Genomic DNA, 14869 nt, shown 5'->3' with positions numbered 1-14869 from the left:
TCGTTTGACGACTTTTAAATCTTACAGTAAACTATTAACTGGTGTCAATAACTTTTTTCGTAAGTTTTTTTCGTTTTCGACGTGTCTGTGTGGCGTGTGCCTCAGCGACATGTATTAATATATCAACTCTTGTTTTTTACGTCAACTGTTTTTCTAAAAAAACATTAAAAAAAGATGGACGCCGCTCTGACCGGATAAAACGGTAGCACGGCGCCCTTTTCTTTTATGCTCTTTTCCCCGACGCAGCATTCGCTGAATTCGGTTTTTCCTGCAACCGGTGCAACATCAGAATCTGATACGCATTACAAACAAGTAATGTGGCAAGTGCCGCCCATAACATCCGCTTGTCTTGTGTCGCCTGAAGAGCCGGAACCCATTCAATCAATGTGATGACTGTCATCAAAAAGAGTGTCGGCACGAACGCTGTGAAGTTTGTCTCGCGGGCTTTCGTCCGAGCGACAAAAAACGCAATGAGCAATAAGACAACCATCTCTCCGATATACAGGTTTGTTTTTTCAAATCCGAAAGCAAGACCGCGAAGGTAGATTCCGTCGAATAACGCAAATGCGATTAAGACGATTTGAACCCGGTCCCACAACTTAGCTCCCCGAAAAATATCGAGTCCGACCCGGTGAAGGATCAGATACGAAAAGAATCCCATCAAACTGATGGCTGTCCATGTACTGCTGTAAGCCAGGGCTGTAACATATCCGCTGATCGATTGATTGCGGACATAACCCGGTTCAGCGACAAGGTTAAACACGAAGCCGGCGAGCGTCCCGATCAGGAGCGTCATCCAAAACAGCTTCAAAAATCCTCTAGTCTTCATTCATTATCCCTCTACTTTTTCGATGACACGCGCTGCGAGTTCATTATAGTGTGTTTCAAATGGATGGTCGTCACGGTAAATCGACGGTGCAAAGTCCGTGTCATTTGCATACGGCTGTCCAAGTGGAATCTTAGCTAGAATATCTGTTTTTAACGCTTCTGACAACTTCTCTCCGCCGCCTGAACCAAACACATACTCTTTTTCGCCCGTTATCTTGCTCTCGAAATAGGCCATATTCTCAATGATTCCGAGCAAACGGTGGTTTGTTTTGATTGCCATCGCCCCTGCACGTGCAGCAACGAATGCCGCAGTTGCATGCGGTGTCGTGACGATCAGTTCCTGACAGCTCGGCAACATCGAATGAATATCGAGTGCCACGTCGCCTGTGCCCGGCGGTAAATCAAGCAGTAAGTAATCGAGGTCGCCCCACTCGACGTCAGAGAAGAAGTTGTTCAACATCTTCCCGAGCATCGGACCACGCCAGATGACAGGTGCATTGTCTTCGACGAAGAAGCCCATCGAGATGACTTTCACGCCAAATCGTTCAGGTGGAACAATCCGGTCGTTGACGACCGTCGGACGAGTTTCGATCCCCATCATGTCCGGTACACTAAATCCATAGATATCCGCGTCAATCAAACCAACTTTTTTACCAGCTCGTGCGAGGGCAACTGCCAAGTTGACGGAAACCGTCGATTTTCCGACGCCACCTTTACCGGAAGCAATCGCGATGAAGGTCGTGCCTGAGTCGGGTTTGAGAATCGACGGTGTCGTCGCTGCTTGAATGCCATGGTCGCCGAGTGCCTCAAAACGTAAGCCAACCGTCTTGAATCCTTTTTCTTTCAACTCTTTAACGATCTGTTGTTGTAATGCGAGCTGTTCGCCCGAACCTGCTTGTGCCAGCGCGATTTTGAGACTGACATAGTCTCCTTTGATGCGGACATCGCGAATCCCGTTCGTATCTGTAAGCGAGCGTTCAATCGTCGGATCGATCAATTGCCCGACCACCTCGCGAATTTCTTGTTCATTCAACATAGTGCCTTCCCCCTGAGAACGTTCGATTTAATCCATTTCAGTATAACAAAAATAAGATAGCGCTTGCACATTTCGACTCGGAAAGCATGACATTTCCTTGACGACGCCAAAGGAATCGCCAAGAAGGATTCAAAAAAGAGATTCTCCTCTTCGCAACTGCAAAAAGGGAATCTCTACAGGATTAAAACATCCGGTTCCATGTCGCGGGTCCGACGACACCATCGACTGCTAATCCTTGACGTGCTTGATAGGCACGTACCTTATCGACGGTCTCCGCGTCAAAGCGTTTCGTCACCGTCGCCTTGACGGCCCGCTGAATCCGCTCGATGTCCCGGCTGTTCATATTGACCGCTCCTTTATAGAGCGGTTGTCCCGGATAAGGCACAAAGACATCCGTTGTCGTTTTGTTCAGCTCAAAGTGCGGATAGTCTTTAAATCCGCTCCAGTCTCCGCCCCAGGAGAAACCGTGCCGCTTCATCGCCTGGACGATTTGCTGAAAGTTGGCATCGGTATTAAAGATGGCTTCCGTCCCGTCCATGGAGTATTGAAACAGATCAACGGCAATCCCCCGGTTATGATTCGATTGTCCCCCACGGGCGTTCGTCACGATTGCACCGGGAGTCGTCCGTCCTTGTGCATACAACTTCTCCTGCTCGGCGTAGGACCGGAATCCTTGCGCCACCCCGACATAAATGCCTTTGACATGAAGTTCACGGATGACTTGTCGCGTCTTTCGGGCAACTTCAGGTGAAAGTCCCGGAACATTCAGTTTCCGGTTTGCCCGTTCTATTAACCAACTGACTGATACGGTCATCGTTCACCACACTCCTTTGTAGACTGTTCCCGAAAACCGAATCCGGTATACACAATAGGTTTATTCCGTTGCCTTTCAAGTACCAGAGCATTTCCGCCCACATAGGCGATTGATCCAAAAAAAATCTCCCACCCGTAAGGATGAGAGATAAAACGATTAACGTTTTGAGAACTGAGGTGCACGACGTGCTGCTTTAAGACCGTATTTTTTACGTTCTTTCATACGAGCATCGCGTGTGAGGAAACCTTTAGCTTTAAGTGTGCCACGGAAGTCTGGATCCGCTTGAAGAAGAGCACGTGAGATACCGTGACGGATTGCGCCTGCTTGACCAGTGAAGCCGCCGCCTTTGACCGTTACCATGATATCGTATTTGCCTTCTGTTTCTGTGAGTACAAGTGGTTCTTTTGCAGTCATGATTAATGTTTCATAACCGAAGTATTCGCTGATATCGCGCCCGTTAACTGTGACTTTACCGTCTCCAGCAACGAGGAAAACGCGAGCTGCCGCGTGTTTACGGCGACCAGTGCCGTAGTAACGTACATCTGCCATCGTGTAGTTCCTCCTAAATTCGTATTAATTAACCGCGAAGTTCGTAAACTTCTGGTTGTTGTGCTTCTTGCTTATGAGTATCTCCAGCGTAAACGTGGAGTTTGTTGAACATTTGACGACCGAGGCTACCTTTTGGAAGCATCCCTTTGATCGCGAGTTCAAGCATACGCTCAGGTTTGTTAGCGAGTAAGTCGCGTGCGACAGTCTGCTTCAAGCCGCCTGGATGACCAGAGTGACGGTAGTAGACCTTTTTGTCGAGTTTGTTACCAGTTAAAACGATTTTCTCAACGTTGATGAGGATAACGTGATCCCCACAGTCAACGTGTGGTGTGAACGTAGGTTTGTGCTTACCGCGGAGAAGTGAAGCCACTTCGCTCGAAAGACGACCGAGTGTTTTGCCTTCTGCGTCGATAAGGAGCCATTTGCGTTCTACATCAGTAGCTTTCGCCATGAAAGTTGTGCGCATGTAAAATACCTCCTAAGGAATTTAAAAATTTCTTTTTTGATTTTTCATTTATTCACTGTTTGAATCTATCAGAATCTTAGGTGTACGGGGCTAAGATTGTGGTTTCATAATAAATGAAATGCCAATAAACATTGTATGTTTTTTAGCGGCTAATGTCAAATGCCTTTTTTAGACTCTGGGTAGAAAACTTCCCAAAGGTATAACCCGTGCGGTGGTGCCGTCACACCAGCGACGTTTCGATCCTTCGCTTCGAGCATTCGTTTGATGTCTTCCGGAGTAAATCGACCGCGTCCGACATCAAGCAACGTGCCGACCATGATCCGAATCTGATTGTAGAGAAAACCGCTTCCCTGAAAACGGAAAATCAGCTCCGCTCCTTGTTCAATCAGTTCCGCTTCATAAATCGTCCGAACACGATTGTCCGTCTCTGTCTTCGCGACACAGAACGAACTGAAGTCATGAGTCCCGACTAAATACGCTAATCCCAGACGAATTTGCGCAACATCGAGTGAATACGGAATCAAGACGGATTGATGACGTCGAAACGCATCTTCCGTCCGGCGCACGAAGTACCGATACTCTTTCCCTACTACATCATACCTTGCTTCGAAGTCAGAAGCGACCTCTTTACAGTCACGAACGCGAATATCGTCCGGTAATAACGTATTTAAGGCCTTCACCATGCTTGCAGGGGCGATCAAAAGCTCCGTATCAAAATGAATGACCTGCCCCTGCGCGTGTACACGCGCATCCGTCCGTCCGGAACCGATGACCTTGACCGGGTGCTTATGCATCCGGTCAAGCGTCTTCTCGAGGACTTCCTGAATCGTCAGACCGTTCGGTTGTACCTGATATCCGGAATAGTCCGTCCCATCATACTGAATCGTACATTTAAAGCGTCGCATCAAAAGCCTCCCCGTAAATAGACCAGAAGCAGTCCGAGGACGATCAGAAGGACGATCAGTCCCGTATCGCGACCTGTCCATTTGGACTCACGGAGTCTCGTCCGTCCTTCGCCGCCCCGGTATCCCCGGGCTTCCATTGCCGTCGCCAGATCTTCTGCCCGTTTAAACGCCGAGATGAAGAGTGGAATCAGCAAAGGAATGATGGCCCGCAAGCGCTCTTTGATCGGACCCGCCGATAAATCGACACCCCGTGCCTGCTGCGCCTTCATGATTTTTTCCGTCTCTTCTGCCAAGGTCGGCAGGAAACGAAGGGAAATCGACAACATCAAGGCAATCTCGTGCGTCGGGACACGGACGACCTTAAACGGTTTCAATAATAACTCAATCGCATCCGTCAGTTCGATCGGCGACGTCGTCAACGTGACGAGTGTCGTAATCGACACAAGATAAAAGAACCGGAGCGAAACGATGATGGCAAGACGCAATCCTTCTTCATAAATCCTGAACCAGCCAAATTCAAACAGAATGGCCCCTTCACGCGTAAACAACAGTTGAATGATAAACGTAAAGACGATTAAGAATAAGATTGGTCGCAGCCCCTTTAAGACGTAACGAATCGGTAATTTACTACTCGCTAACGCAAAAAACGTAAACAGCAGTAAAAAAATATTCGTTGCCGCATTATTGGCTAAAAAGACAAGGGGAATGAAACAAAAGGCAAAAATGATTTTCGCGACGGCCGACGAACGATGTAAATACGACGTCCCTGGTATATGTTGTCCTACGATCATCGTCCATCCCCCCGTACACGTAAAATCCATTCAATCAATTCCGCTTCCGTCTGAAGTGACGGGCGCGGCTGTTTCAATTGATCCGCCATCTTCCAGGCAAACGCCAAAACGTGGGGTAAATCGAGATGGAATTGACGCAGTAACGTTTCTTGACGGAATAGACCCATTGGTTCTCCGTCATACGCAACTTGTCCCTCTTCCATGACGACGACCCGGTTCGTATACTCAAGGACCTGATCCATATCGTGTGTGATCAACAGCAAGGTCATTCCTGATTGCGCATGCAACTCAGCAAAAAGAGACAGCATCTGCTTTCGTCCTTGCGGATCAAGTCCCGCTGTTGGTTCATCGACGATCAACACGTCTGGTTGACTAGCGAGTACGCCCGCAATCGCAACACGCCTCATTTGCCCACCAGACAGGTCAAACGGAGAACGTGACCAGAAGACTTCATCGAGTCCGACGGTACGTAAGGCATCTTTCGCTAACCGTTCTGCCTCTGCCGGTGCATGACCAAAGTTCATTGGACCAAACATGACATCCTTCAGGACGGTTTCTTCGAACAATTGATATTCCGGATACTGAAAGACAAGACCCACCCGTTTACGGAGCGCTTTTAAATCTTGTTTTCGTTTTGGTTCGATGACGATGTCATCGACCTGTACCTTACCGGCAGTTGGTTTCAACAAGCCGTTGATGTGTTGGACGAGCGTGGATTTCCCGGAACCGGTATGCCCCACAAACGCAACAAGCGCCCCTGACGGAATCTCAAGATTCACATCACGCAGCGCGACTCGTTCAAACGGACTATTGAGTTGGTACGTATAATTCAATTCCTGGATTAAGATTGGCATAAGCGGTTCACCAAGTCTCTTTCATCTAGTATCGTGTCCTCATAAGTAAGACCACGTGCCGAAAGTTGCTCCTGCACCCGGACGACAAATGGAACATCTAGTCCAATCTGCTCAAGAAACGCGGATTGTGCAAACACCTCTTGCGGTGTGCCTTCTAAAACGATTTGCCCTGCATCCATAACAATGACACGACTGGCCCGTAAGACTTCATCGAGTTCATGTGTAATGGCAACGACGGCCATCGGGTGTTGCTCATATAATTCCTGGACGGTCGACATAACCTCAGTTCGTGCAATCGGATCAAGCATCGATGTCGCTTCATCGAGCACGAGAACATCAGGGCGCATCGCAAGCGCCGAGGCGATTGCGACACGCTGCTTCTGTCCGCCGGATAGTTGATGGGGTTCCCGATCAACAAAATCCGTAAGGCCAACGCGCGCTAGACTGTCGTCGATACGACGAACCATTTCCTCGCGTGGCACCCCCCAGTTTTCCAGGGCAAATGCCACGTCGTCGCGCACGGTCGTGCCAACGAATTGATTATCCGGATTCTGAAAGACGATACCGATTGCGCGGCGCATCTCCCACAGTTGCTCCGGCACTGCACTCGAGAATGTCTCGTTGACAGTGACCGTTCCTTCTTCAGGAAGCAACAATCCGTTAAACAGCTTCGTCAGCGTTGATTTTCCGGAGCCGTTGTGTCCAACGATTGCGACCCATTCCTGCGAATGAATCGAAAGAGAGACATTCCGTAAGGCTGGTTGTTCTTGTTCCGGGTAACGGTATGTCACCTGTTCCAACTCAATCAGCTTTGTCATGTCTGCTCCTCCTTCATCAAATCAAAATAATTTCATTTGTAACAAAAGGGCAGAAGCGAGTTACGCACTGCCCTTTTATTCGAATCATTTAAAAATTAAACGAGTTCGATGATGACCATTTCTGCGCCGTCACCACGACGTGGTCCCATTTTCATGATACGTGTGTAACCACCTTGACGCTCAGCAAAACGTGGAGCAACATCAGCAAACAATTTTTGGATTGCATCTTGTGTTTTACCAGCTTCGTTTTGACCAGCAGCTTCGCGACGAACGAACGATGCAACTTGACGACGAGCGTGGAGATCACCGCGTTTACCTAAAGTGATGAGTTTCTCAACGACTGGACGAAGTTCCTTCGCTTTTTGTTCTGTAGTTTGGATACGCTCATTGATGATGAGATCAGTCGCAAGGTCACGCAAAAGTGCCTTACGTTGTGAGCTTGTACGGCCTAATTTCGAGTATGCCATGGATGGATTCCCTCCTTCGTGCAATTAATAGTTTTAGTCTTCTTTACGTAGGCCCAGTCCGAGTTCATCGAGCTTCGCTTGAACTTCTTCGAGTGATTTACGTCCGAGGTTACGAACTTTCATCATCTCGTCTTCGCTCTTGTTCGCGAGTTCTTGAACCGTATTGATGCCGGCACGTTTCAAACAGTTGTACGAACGAACTGAAAGATCGAGTTCTTCGATCGTCATTTCAAGTACTTTTTCTTTCTGATCTTCTTCCTTTTCGACCATGATTTCGGCATGGAGCGCTTCGTCTGTAAGACCAACAAAGATGTTTAAGTGTTCTGTCATGATTTTTGCACCGAGTGACACTGCTTCTTCCGGGCGGATTGAACCGTCCGTCCAAACATCAAGCGTCAACTTATCGAAGCTCGCATCTTGACCAACACGTGTTTTTTCAACTTGATAGTTTACACGTTGAATTGGCGTGTAAATCGAATCAATTGGAATGACGCCGATTGGCATATCGTCCCGTTTGTTATCTTCAGCCTGAACGTAACCACGGCCACGACGAGCTGTCAGACGCATATGAAGTGATGCACCTTCTGCAAGTGTTGCAATGTGGAGTTCTGGGTTGAGGATTTCGACGTCGCTGTCATGCGTAATGTTCGCAGCAGTAACAACGCCGGCGCCTTGAATATCGATCTCAAGTGTTTTCTCTTCTTCCGAGTAAACTTTGAGGGCGAGTTTCTTAAGGTTCAAGATGATTTGGGTAACGTCTTCTACAACGCCATCAATCGTCGAGAACTCATGAAGAACGCCATCGATTTGGACTGCAGTGACTGCAGCACCCGGAAGTGAAGATAATAGGATACGACGCAATGAGTTACCAAGCGTTGTACCGAATCCACGTTCAAGCGGTTCTACCACGAATTTACCAAACGTAGCGTTATCGCTTAATTCGACCGTTTCAATCTTCGGCTTTTCGATTTCGATCATCTGAACCCCTCCTTGAATATCGTCATGTTGGCCATCGCGTTCAATCGCCAACCGTCTTGTGTACGTTTCTACTGCCTTGCTTGGTCAAACGATCAACGAAAGTCTACTCGAATTCCCGCTTTGCAGTACAAGACGGGTTACACGCGACGACGTTTTGGAGGGCGGCAACCGTTGTGTGGAACTGGAGTTACGTCACGGATCGCTGTTACTTCAAGACCGATTGCTTGGAGCGCACGGATTGCAGCTTCACGACCTGCACCAGGACCTTTAACGTTAACTTCTACAGTACGCATACCGTTATCCATTGCTGTTTTCGCAGCAGTTTCAGAAGCGAGTTGCGCAGCAAATGGAGTTGATTTACGTGAGCCTTTGAAGCCCATGTTACCTGCAGTTGCCCAAGAGATTGCATTCCCTTGCATGTCAGTGATCGTAACGATTGTGTTGTTGAATGTTGAACGGATATGCACGATACCAGATTCAATATTCTTTTTGACTTTACGTTTACTACGAACATTCTGTTTACGTTTTGCCATCTTAGTTTACCCTCCCTTACTTCTTCTTGTTCGCTACTGTACGGCGTGGGCCTTTACGAGTACGCGAGTTGTTTTTAGTGTTTTGACCACGAACTGGAAGACCACGACGGTGACGAACACCACGGTAGCAACCGATTTCGATCAAACGTTTGATGTTGAGTGAGATTTCACGACGAAGGTCACCCTCAACTTTTACTTTATCTAATCCATCACGGAGTTGGTTGAGTTGTTCTTCAGTCAATTCACGAGTACGAGTATCTTCAGAGATACCAGCTTCTTTCAAGACTTTCTGAGCAGTCGTTTTACCAACACCATAGATGTAAGTGAGTGAGATAACGATGCGTTTCTCACGTGGAATATCTACACCAGCAATACGTGCCATGTGTGCACCTCCTTGTTTATTACCCTTGTTTTTGTTTATGCTTAGGGTTTTCGCAAATAACCATTACTTTGCCTTTACGGCGGATAACTTTACATTTTTCACAGATCGGTTTAACCGAAGGTCTTACTTTCATTGTGAATACCTCCTCCTGAAAAAATCGGAGTTTTTATTTGAAACGGTATGTGATCCGTCCGCGAGTCAAGTCGTATGGTGACAACTCAACCGTTACTTTATCTCCTGGTAGGATCCGAATGAAGTGCATCCGAATTTTTCCTGAGACGTGCGCGAGGACCGTGTGGCCGTTTTCTAACTCCACCTTAAACATCGCGTTTGGAAGCGGTTCGATAACCGTACCTTCCACTTCGATTACATCTTGTTTCGCCATCAATTATACCCCTTTCTCTATAAAGTTGATTGGGAGCCCAGACGATTTGTAGCGCTTAGGGGCTTTCTACAGTAGCCGTGAGAGAATCATCGGTCACAAACACGAGTGGATAGCGGCTTATAGAAAGGTGACACCAATAACGCGCACAGCTCACTCTGCATCGACCGTTAAGATCTCGTAGCCTTCGTCTGTGATGGCGATGGTGTGCTCAAAGTGGGCGCACATGCTACCGTCCACTGTCACTACCGTCCAATTGTCGGATAGTGTGCGAACATAGCGTTTTCCAACATTGACCATTGGCTCAATCGCCAAAGTCATGCCGGTTTTCAGGCGCGGCCCTTTCCCCGGTGGTCCATAATGTGGAATTTGCGGATCTTCATGCAAATTTTGTCCCACGCCGTGGCCCACATATTCGCGGACTACAGAAAAATTCGCTGCTTCAACATGTGACTGAATCGCATGCGAAATATCTGTCAGGTGCACGCCAGCTTTGGCGCGCTCCAATCCTTTATACAGAGATTCTTCAGTTACGTCAAGTAACCGCTTCGTCTCTTCAGAGATTGTACCTACCGGATATGTCCAGGCTGAATCTCCGTGATATCCGTTATACTCCGCCCCAATATCAATCGAGATGATGTCTCCATCGTGGAGTACGCGGTCACCCGGAATACCATGGACAAGTTCTTCATTTACTGAAGCACAGATGCTGCCAGTAAACCCATTATAACCTTTAAACGATGGTGTTGCCCCTTGACTTCGAATATAACGTTCAGCAATCGCATCGAGTTGCCCCGTTGTGATCCCTGGACGAATATGAGCTTGCAGCTCCTTATGCGTCCGGGCGACGATTTGTCCTGCCTGACGCATGATGTCGATTTCACGCGGCGCTTTCGTAATGATCATTACTGATCACCAAGAAGTGCTTGAACATCGGAATAAACTTCATTAATCGGACGATCACCGTCCAAATTACGAAGATACCCTTTTTCAGCGTAAAAGTCAATCAAAGGTTGCGCTTGAGCGACGTTGACTTCAAGACGACGGCGAACCGTTTCTTCTTGATCATCTTCACGTTGAACAAGTGCTGATCCGTCGATATCACAGACACCCTCCACTTTTGGCGGGTTATAGATGACGTGATACGTTGCTCCACATGTCGGGCAAATCCGGCGGCCTGTCAAACGAGGGACAAGTTTCTCCGGGTTCACACCGATGTGAACGACGTGATCGATTTGTTTATTTAGATCCGCAAGCAATACTTCAAGAGCATCCGCTTGTTTCACTGTGCGTGGGAAACCGTCAAGAAGAAAACCATTTGCACAGTCTTCTTTGGCGAGACGTTCACGTACGATGCCGATTGTGACTTCATCCGGAACGAGTTCCCCTTTATCCATGTACGATTTCGCTTCCTGCCCGAGCGGTGTTTGATCTTTGATCGCCGCGCGGAACATGTCGCCTGTCGAGATGTGTGGAATGGCGTAGTCTTCGATAATTTTCGCAGCCTGCGTCCCTTTTCCAGCACCCGGCAAGCCCATCAATACAAGATTCATGTCGGTAGCCTCCACTTCTATAGACTCTATAGACACAACAGAAAGGAAAGGGATGGTCCCCTTCCTCCCGCCTTATCGGATAAAGCCTTTGTAGTGTCGTTTAACCAGTTGACTTTCAATCTGTTTCATCGTCTCAAGACCTACACCGATGACGATCAACAAGCTTGTTCCACCAATCTGCACCGAGTTCGGTAAACCAGCGAACTTAATAAAGAACGTTGGCGTCACCGCGATGACAGCGAGGAAGAGTGAGCCGAAGAATGTCAGACGGTACAGGATCTTCGTGATGTACTGTTCCGTTTGCTTACCAGGACGAATACCAGGAATGTACCCGCCTTGCTTTTGAAGGTTCTCTGCCATTTGTTCCGGATTAACCTGAACAAATGTATAGAAGTAAGAAAACGCGATGATCAGTGCCACATAGATCGACATACCGATTGGACTCGTATAGTCGAAAATGTCACGGATCTTCGTCGCATTTTCCGGACTTGCAAAGAAACTTGCAACCGTTGGTGGCGTCACCATGAACGATACAGCGAAGATAACTGGGATAACACCAGCAGCATTCAGTTTAATCGGCAAGTGTGTCGATTGACCGCCTACTGGTGCACGGTTCACCGTACGCTTAGCGTACTGGATCGGAATCTTACGGGCAGCTTGCTGCACATAGATGACTCCGACGATGACCGCGATGATGATTAAAAGCAACAGTACGATATAAAGCACATTGACAAACAAAGCATCCCCTGCATTTTGGAGCTTTGTTTCATAGATCTGACGGAACGCGTTCGGGAAGCCTGCGACAATCCCAGCGAAGATGATCATTGATATCCCGTTACCAATGCCCTTCTCCGTGATGAGTTCACCGAGGAACATCAAGAATGCGGTACCCGCCGTCAAAACAAGTGCAATCATAACGTACGTCCAGGTGCCGTATTGCTCATCGACAAGACCTGGGTAGATACGGTTAAATCCAAGCGCGATTCCAAACGCTTGGACTAAGCCGAGTACGATCGTTCCATAGCGCGTTACCGTTGCTAACTTCTTACGGCCCGCCTCTCCTTGTTTTGCCCATTCGGCAAACTTTGGAACAACGTCCATCTGTAAGAGTTGGACAACGATCGAGGCCGTGATATACGGCATGATTCCCATCGCAAAGAGTGAGAAATTCTGCAAAGCATTCCCGCCGAAGGAATTCAAGAAACCAAGAATACCATTCTGGTCAATCTTGAATACTTCAGTGTTTACCATTGGGACCGGGATATGTGCTCCGATACGGAACACGATAATCAGAGCCAGGGTAAAGAGAATGCGCCGACGAATGTCGGCTACGCGCCACATATTGGAGATCGCTTGAAACATTAGATCACCTCAACCGTACCGCCGGCAGCTTCGATCGCTTGCTTCGCAGCTTCGGAGAACTTGTGAGCTTTTACTGTCAGTTTCTTTTCAATCTTACCGTTAGAAAGGATCTTCACGCCATCCTTCATACCTTTGACTGCGCGAGTCTCGATAAGAAGTTCTGGTGTTACTTCCGTTCCATCTTCAAAACGGTTAAGTGTGTCAAGGTTGATAACCGCGAACTCTTTACGAGTCGGGTTGTTGAAGCCGCGTTTTGGTAAACGACGGAAAAGTGGGTTTTGTCCACCTTCGAAACCTGGACGAACACCACCGCCTGAACGAGCTTTTTGACCTTTGTGACCACGGCCAGAAGTCTTACCGTTACCAGAAGACATACCGCGACCTACACGGTTGCGTTCTGAACGTGAACCAGCAGCTGGTTTCAATTCATGGAGTTTCATAGTGGGGCACCTCCTCATAAAATTATATCAAACGTATTACTCTTGAATTTCTTTAACTGTCAATAAGTGTGACACGTGGTTAATCATCCCACGCATAGCAGCGTTGTCAGGTACGACAACAGTTTGGTGCATCTTACGGAGACCAAGCGTACGAGTAGTAACGCGTTGGTTCTCCGGACGACCGATCATGCTGCGTGTGAGGGTAACTGCGAGTTTCGCCATCTGTATTCCCTCCCTTTCTTAACCGCGAAGTTCTTCGACGGTTTTACCGCGGAGTTTCGCAACGTCTTCAGCACGTTTAAGTGAAGTGAGACCTTTAACAGTCGCACGAACCATGTTGATTGGAGTGCTTGATCCAAGTGATTTCGAAAGAATGTCGTTGATTCCCGCTAATTCGAGAACCGCACGAACTGGGCCACCAGCGATGACTCCAGTACCTTCAGAAGCAGGTTTCAAGAAGACGTGACCTGCACCGAAAATTCCGTTGATTTCGTGTGGAATTGTAGTGTTAACGATTGGAACGTTAACCATGTTTTTCTTTGCATCTTCGATTGCTTTACGGATCGCTTCAGGCACTTCCTGAGCTTTACCCGTACCGAAACCTACGTGACCATTCTTGTCACCTACGACGACGAGTGCAGCAAAACGGAAGCGACGGCCACCTTTTACTACTTTCGCGACGCGGTTTACAGTAACAACGCGTTCTTCGAGTTGATCCATGTTAATTTCTAACTGGCGCATGTAGAGGTTCCCTCCTTTTCTTTTAGAATTTGAGACCAGCTTCACGAGCTGCTTCAGCTACTGCTTTGATACGTCCATGATAGAGATATCCTCCACGGTCGAAAACGACTGTTTCAATACCTTTTTCAAGAGCGCGTTCAGCTGCAAGCTTACCAACTGCTGATGCAGCGTCAGTCGTGTTGCCTTTTTCAAGGTCGAGTGATGATGCAGATGCGAGTGTTGCATGTGTTGCATCGTCAATGACTTGTACGTAAATGTTCTTGTTCGAACGGAATACATTCAAGCGTGGACGAGCTGCAGTCCCGATGATTGTACGACGTACACGACCATGACGCTTTTTACGCGTAGCATTTTTGTTTGCCTTTGAGATCATTTATGCCACTCCTTTCCGGTCAATTCGTATCAACGAATTACTTACCTGTTTTACCTTCTTTACGACGAACGACTTCATCACTGTAACGAATTCCTTTACCTTTGTACGGCTCAGGCTGACGGTACGAACGGATCAATGCAGCAACGTGTCCAACACGCTCTTTGTTGATTCCGCGGACGATGATTTGCGTATTCGTAGGAACTTCGACTTCAATGCCTTGTTCCGGAGTGTACTCGATTGGGTGTGAATAACCGAGGTTGAGTACGATTTTGTTACCTTGTTTTTGAGCACGGTAACCAACACCTTGGATATCGAGTGTCTTAGCGAAACCGTTGTTTACACCTTCGACCATGTTCGCGATAAGCGCACGAGTCGTTCCGTGGATTGTACGGTTAGCTTTCTCGTCGTTTGGACGAGTGACAGTCAATTCATTACCTTCTACGTTGATAGCCATAGTCGGGTTGAACTCACGTGTGAGTTCACCTTTAGGACCTTTTACCGTAACTGTGCTGTTTTCAACTGTTACTGTAACGCCTGCTGGGATAACGACCGGCTTTTTACCAATACGTGACATTTAAGACACCTCCGTTCTTTTTA

The 14869-nt window shown here is 47.8% G+C and carries 23 protein-coding genes; all 23 read right to left on the bottom strand.

Features of this window, described 5'->3' with window-relative positions; all coding sequences use genetic code 11:
- Positions 1-223: 223 nt before the first annotated feature.
- The 23 genes from DVG79_RS14830 to rplF all read right to left on the bottom strand — a co-directional run bounded on the left by DVG79_RS14830 (position 224) and on the right by rplF (position 14846).
- The gene (locus tag DVG79_RS14830) at positions 224-829 is read right to left on the bottom strand and encodes a KinB-signaling pathway activation protein (RefSeq protein ID WP_026826929.1); all 606 of its coding nucleotides are present in this window, start codon (positions 827-829) and stop codon (positions 224-226) included.
- A 3-nt stretch (positions 830-832) separates the two neighbouring features.
- Positions 833-1864 carry an Mrp/NBP35 family ATP-binding protein gene (locus DVG79_RS14825; RefSeq protein WP_114597372.1) on the bottom strand — a complete coding sequence of 344 codons (1032 nt, stop codon included), beginning with the start codon at positions 1862-1864 and terminating at the stop codon, positions 833-835.
- Between the two features lie 181 nt (positions 1865-2045).
- Positions 2046-2678, bottom strand: coding sequence for a M15 family metallopeptidase (locus DVG79_RS14820; protein WP_114597371.1), 633 nt, complete (start codon positions 2676-2678; stop codon positions 2046-2048).
- Between the two features lie 156 nt (positions 2679-2834).
- A complete protein-coding gene (gene rpsI, locus DVG79_RS14815; protein WP_012369042.1) occupies positions 2835-3227 on the bottom strand; it encodes a 30S ribosomal protein S9 in 393 nt (130 codons plus the stop codon).
- A 28-nt stretch (positions 3228-3255) separates the two neighbouring features.
- Positions 3256-3693, bottom strand: a complete 438-nt coding sequence (rplM, locus tag DVG79_RS14810) for a 50S ribosomal protein L13 (RefSeq protein WP_012369041.1) — start codon at positions 3691-3693, stop codon at positions 3256-3258.
- A gap of 155 nt (positions 3694-3848) precedes the next feature.
- Positions 3849-4598 (bottom strand): tRNA pseudouridine(38-40) synthase TruA, encoded by a 750-nt coding sequence (gene truA / locus DVG79_RS14805; RefSeq protein ID WP_114597370.1) that lies wholly within the window; start codon positions 4596-4598, stop codon positions 3849-3851.
- Entirely contained in the window at positions 4598-5389 is a 792-nt protein-coding gene (locus DVG79_RS14800) for an energy-coupling factor transporter transmembrane component T family protein (protein ID WP_114597369.1), read from the bottom strand. Before DVG79_RS14800 ends, truA begins: the two co-directional genes overlap by 1 nt.
- Positions 5386-6243, bottom strand: a complete 858-nt coding sequence (locus tag DVG79_RS14795; RefSeq protein WP_114597368.1) for an energy-coupling factor transporter ATPase — start codon at positions 6241-6243, stop codon at positions 5386-5388. The genes DVG79_RS14800 and DVG79_RS14795 overlap by 4 nt, the downstream gene beginning before the upstream one ends.
- A complete protein-coding gene (locus DVG79_RS14790) occupies positions 6231-7061 on the bottom strand; it encodes an energy-coupling factor ABC transporter ATP-binding protein (RefSeq protein WP_026826922.1) in 831 nt (276 codons plus the stop codon). Before DVG79_RS14790 ends, DVG79_RS14795 begins: the two co-directional genes overlap by 13 nt.
- Positions 7062-7156: 95 nt before the next feature.
- Positions 7157-7528 carry a 50S ribosomal protein L17 gene (rplQ, locus tag DVG79_RS14785; RefSeq protein WP_012369036.1) on the bottom strand — a complete coding sequence of 124 codons (372 nt, stop codon included), beginning with the start codon at positions 7526-7528 and terminating at the stop codon, positions 7157-7159.
- Positions 7529-7561: 33 nt separating this feature from the next.
- Positions 7562-8506 carry a DNA-directed RNA polymerase subunit alpha gene (locus DVG79_RS14780; protein ID WP_012369035.1) on the bottom strand — a complete coding sequence of 315 codons (945 nt, stop codon included), beginning with the start codon at positions 8504-8506 and terminating at the stop codon, positions 7562-7564.
- Positions 8507-8643: 137 nt separating this feature from the next.
- Positions 8644-9039: a 30S ribosomal protein S11 gene (gene rpsK / locus DVG79_RS14775; RefSeq protein WP_012369034.1), complete on the bottom strand. Its 396-nt coding sequence runs from the start codon at positions 9037-9039 to the stop codon at positions 8644-8646.
- 16 nt (positions 9040-9055) lie between these two features.
- Positions 9056-9421: a 30S ribosomal protein S13 gene (gene rpsM, locus DVG79_RS14770; protein ID WP_012369033.1), complete on the bottom strand. Its 366-nt coding sequence runs from the start codon at positions 9419-9421 to the stop codon at positions 9056-9058.
- A 19-nt stretch (positions 9422-9440) separates the two neighbouring features.
- Positions 9441-9554: a 50S ribosomal protein L36 gene (gene rpmJ / locus DVG79_RS14765; RefSeq protein ID WP_003156543.1), complete on the bottom strand. Its 114-nt coding sequence runs from the start codon at positions 9552-9554 to the stop codon at positions 9441-9443.
- Positions 9555-9587: 33 nt separating this feature from the next.
- Positions 9588-9806 carry a translation initiation factor IF-1 gene (infA, locus tag DVG79_RS14760; protein ID WP_012369032.1) on the bottom strand — a complete coding sequence of 73 codons (219 nt, stop codon included), beginning with the start codon at positions 9804-9806 and terminating at the stop codon, positions 9588-9590.
- 150 nt (positions 9807-9956) lie between these two features.
- Positions 9957-10709: a type I methionyl aminopeptidase gene (gene map, locus DVG79_RS14755; protein ID WP_114597367.1), complete on the bottom strand. Its 753-nt coding sequence runs from the start codon at positions 10707-10709 to the stop codon at positions 9957-9959.
- On the bottom strand, positions 10709-11356 hold the full coding sequence (locus tag DVG79_RS14750) for an adenylate kinase (RefSeq protein WP_026826920.1): 648 nt from the start codon (positions 11354-11356) through the stop codon (positions 10709-10711). The genes map and DVG79_RS14750 overlap by 1 nt, the downstream gene beginning before the upstream one ends.
- A gap of 72 nt (positions 11357-11428) precedes the next feature.
- Positions 11429-12718 carry a preprotein translocase subunit SecY gene (secY, locus tag DVG79_RS14745; protein WP_012369029.1) on the bottom strand — a complete coding sequence of 430 codons (1290 nt, stop codon included), beginning with the start codon at positions 12716-12718 and terminating at the stop codon, positions 11429-11431.
- The gene (gene rplO / locus DVG79_RS14740) at positions 12718-13158 is read right to left on the bottom strand and encodes a 50S ribosomal protein L15 (protein WP_012369028.1); all 441 of its coding nucleotides are present in this window, start codon (positions 13156-13158) and stop codon (positions 12718-12720) included. Before rplO ends, secY begins: the two co-directional genes overlap by 1 nt.
- Positions 13159-13194: 36 nt before the next feature.
- Positions 13195-13380, bottom strand: a complete 186-nt coding sequence (rpmD, locus tag DVG79_RS14735; protein WP_012369027.1) for a 50S ribosomal protein L30 — start codon at positions 13378-13380, stop codon at positions 13195-13197.
- 18 nt (positions 13381-13398) lie between these two features.
- The gene (rpsE, locus tag DVG79_RS14730) at positions 13399-13899 is read right to left on the bottom strand and encodes a 30S ribosomal protein S5 (protein WP_012369026.1); all 501 of its coding nucleotides are present in this window, start codon (positions 13897-13899) and stop codon (positions 13399-13401) included.
- A 22-nt stretch (positions 13900-13921) separates the two neighbouring features.
- A complete protein-coding gene (gene rplR, locus DVG79_RS14725) occupies positions 13922-14272 on the bottom strand; it encodes a 50S ribosomal protein L18 (protein WP_012369025.1) in 351 nt (116 codons plus the stop codon).
- 37 nt (positions 14273-14309) lie between these two features.
- Entirely contained in the window at positions 14310-14846 is a 537-nt protein-coding gene (rplF, locus tag DVG79_RS14720; RefSeq protein WP_026826919.1) for a 50S ribosomal protein L6, read from the bottom strand.
- Positions 14847-14869 lie beyond the last annotated feature (23 nt).

Origin of the sequence: Exiguobacterium sp. RIT594 (genome assembly GCF_003339585.1) — a bacterium.
GTDB lineage: Bacteria > Bacillota > Bacilli > Exiguobacteriales > Exiguobacteriaceae > Exiguobacterium_A.
Note: the sequence above shows the minus strand (reverse complement) of the source record. Positions and strands in the feature narration are given on the sequence as shown.

Excerpts from the sequence above, each read along its gene's own strand:
- DVG79_RS14830 (WP_026826929.1), bottom strand. The coding sequence starts at position 829 with ATGAAGACTAGAGGATTTTTGAAGCTGTTTTGGATGACGCTCCTGATC.
- DVG79_RS14825 (WP_114597372.1), bottom strand. The coding sequence starts at position 1,864 with ATGTTGAATGAACAAGAAATTCGCGAGGTGGTCGGGCAATTGATCGAT.
- DVG79_RS14820 (WP_114597371.1), bottom strand. The coding sequence starts at position 2,678 with ATGACCGTATCAGTCAGTTGGTTAATAGAACGGGCAAACCGGAAACTG.
- rpsI (WP_012369042.1), bottom strand. The coding sequence starts at position 3,227 with ATGGCAGATGTACGTTACTACGGCACTGGTCGCCGTAAACACGCGGCA.
- rplM (WP_012369041.1), bottom strand. The coding sequence starts at position 3,693 with ATGCGCACAACTTTCATGGCGAAAGCTACTGATGTAGAACGCAAATGG.
- truA (WP_114597370.1), bottom strand. The coding sequence starts at position 4,598 with ATGCGACGCTTTAAATGTACGATTCAGTATGATGGGACGGACTATTCC.
- DVG79_RS14800 (WP_114597369.1), bottom strand. The coding sequence starts at position 5,389 with ATGATCGTAGGACAACATATACCAGGGACGTCGTATTTACATCGTTCG.
- DVG79_RS14795 (WP_114597368.1), bottom strand. The coding sequence starts at position 6,243 with ATGCCAATCTTAATCCAGGAATTGAATTATACGTACCAACTCAATAGT.
- DVG79_RS14790 (WP_026826922.1), bottom strand. The coding sequence starts at position 7,061 with ATGACAAAGCTGATTGAGTTGGAACAGGTGACATACCGTTACCCGGAA.
- rplQ (WP_012369036.1), bottom strand. The coding sequence starts at position 7,528 with ATGGCATACTCGAAATTAGGCCGTACAAGCTCACAACGTAAGGCACTT.
- DVG79_RS14780 (WP_012369035.1), bottom strand. The coding sequence starts at position 8,506 with ATGATCGAAATCGAAAAGCCGAAGATTGAAACGGTCGAATTAAGCGAT.
- rpsK (WP_012369034.1), bottom strand. The coding sequence starts at position 9,039 with ATGGCAAAACGTAAACAGAATGTTCGTAGTAAACGTAAAGTCAAAAAG.
- rpsM (WP_012369033.1), bottom strand. The coding sequence starts at position 9,421 with ATGGCACGTATTGCTGGTGTAGATATTCCACGTGAGAAACGCATCGTT.
- rpmJ (WP_003156543.1), bottom strand. The coding sequence starts at position 9,554 with ATGAAAGTAAGACCTTCGGTTAAACCGATCTGTGAAAAATGTAAAGTT.
- infA (WP_012369032.1), bottom strand. The coding sequence starts at position 9,806 with ATGGCGAAACAAGATGTAATCGAAGTGGAAGGTACGGTTATCGAACCG.
- map (WP_114597367.1), bottom strand. The coding sequence starts at position 10,709 with ATGATCATTACGAAAGCGCCGCGTGAAATCGACATCATGCGTCAGGCA.
- DVG79_RS14750 (WP_026826920.1), bottom strand. The coding sequence starts at position 11,356 with ATGAATCTTGTATTGATGGGCTTGCCGGGTGCTGGAAAAGGGACGCAG.
- secY (WP_012369029.1), bottom strand. The coding sequence starts at position 12,718 with ATGTTTCAAGCGATCTCCAATATGTGGCGCGTAGCCGACATTCGTCGG.
- rplO (WP_012369028.1), bottom strand. The coding sequence starts at position 13,158 with ATGAAACTCCATGAATTGAAACCAGCTGCTGGTTCACGTTCAGAACGC.
- rpmD (WP_012369027.1), bottom strand. The coding sequence starts at position 13,380 with ATGGCGAAACTCGCAGTTACCCTCACACGCAGCATGATCGGTCGTCCG.
- rpsE (WP_012369026.1), bottom strand. The coding sequence starts at position 13,899 with ATGCGCCAGTTAGAAATTAACATGGATCAACTCGAAGAACGCGTTGTT.
- rplR (WP_012369025.1), bottom strand. The coding sequence starts at position 14,272 with ATGATCTCAAAGGCAAACAAAAATGCTACGCGTAAAAAGCGTCATGGT.
- rplF (WP_026826919.1), bottom strand. The coding sequence starts at position 14,846 with ATGTCACGTATTGGTAAAAAGCCGGTCGTTATCCCAGCAGGCGTTACA.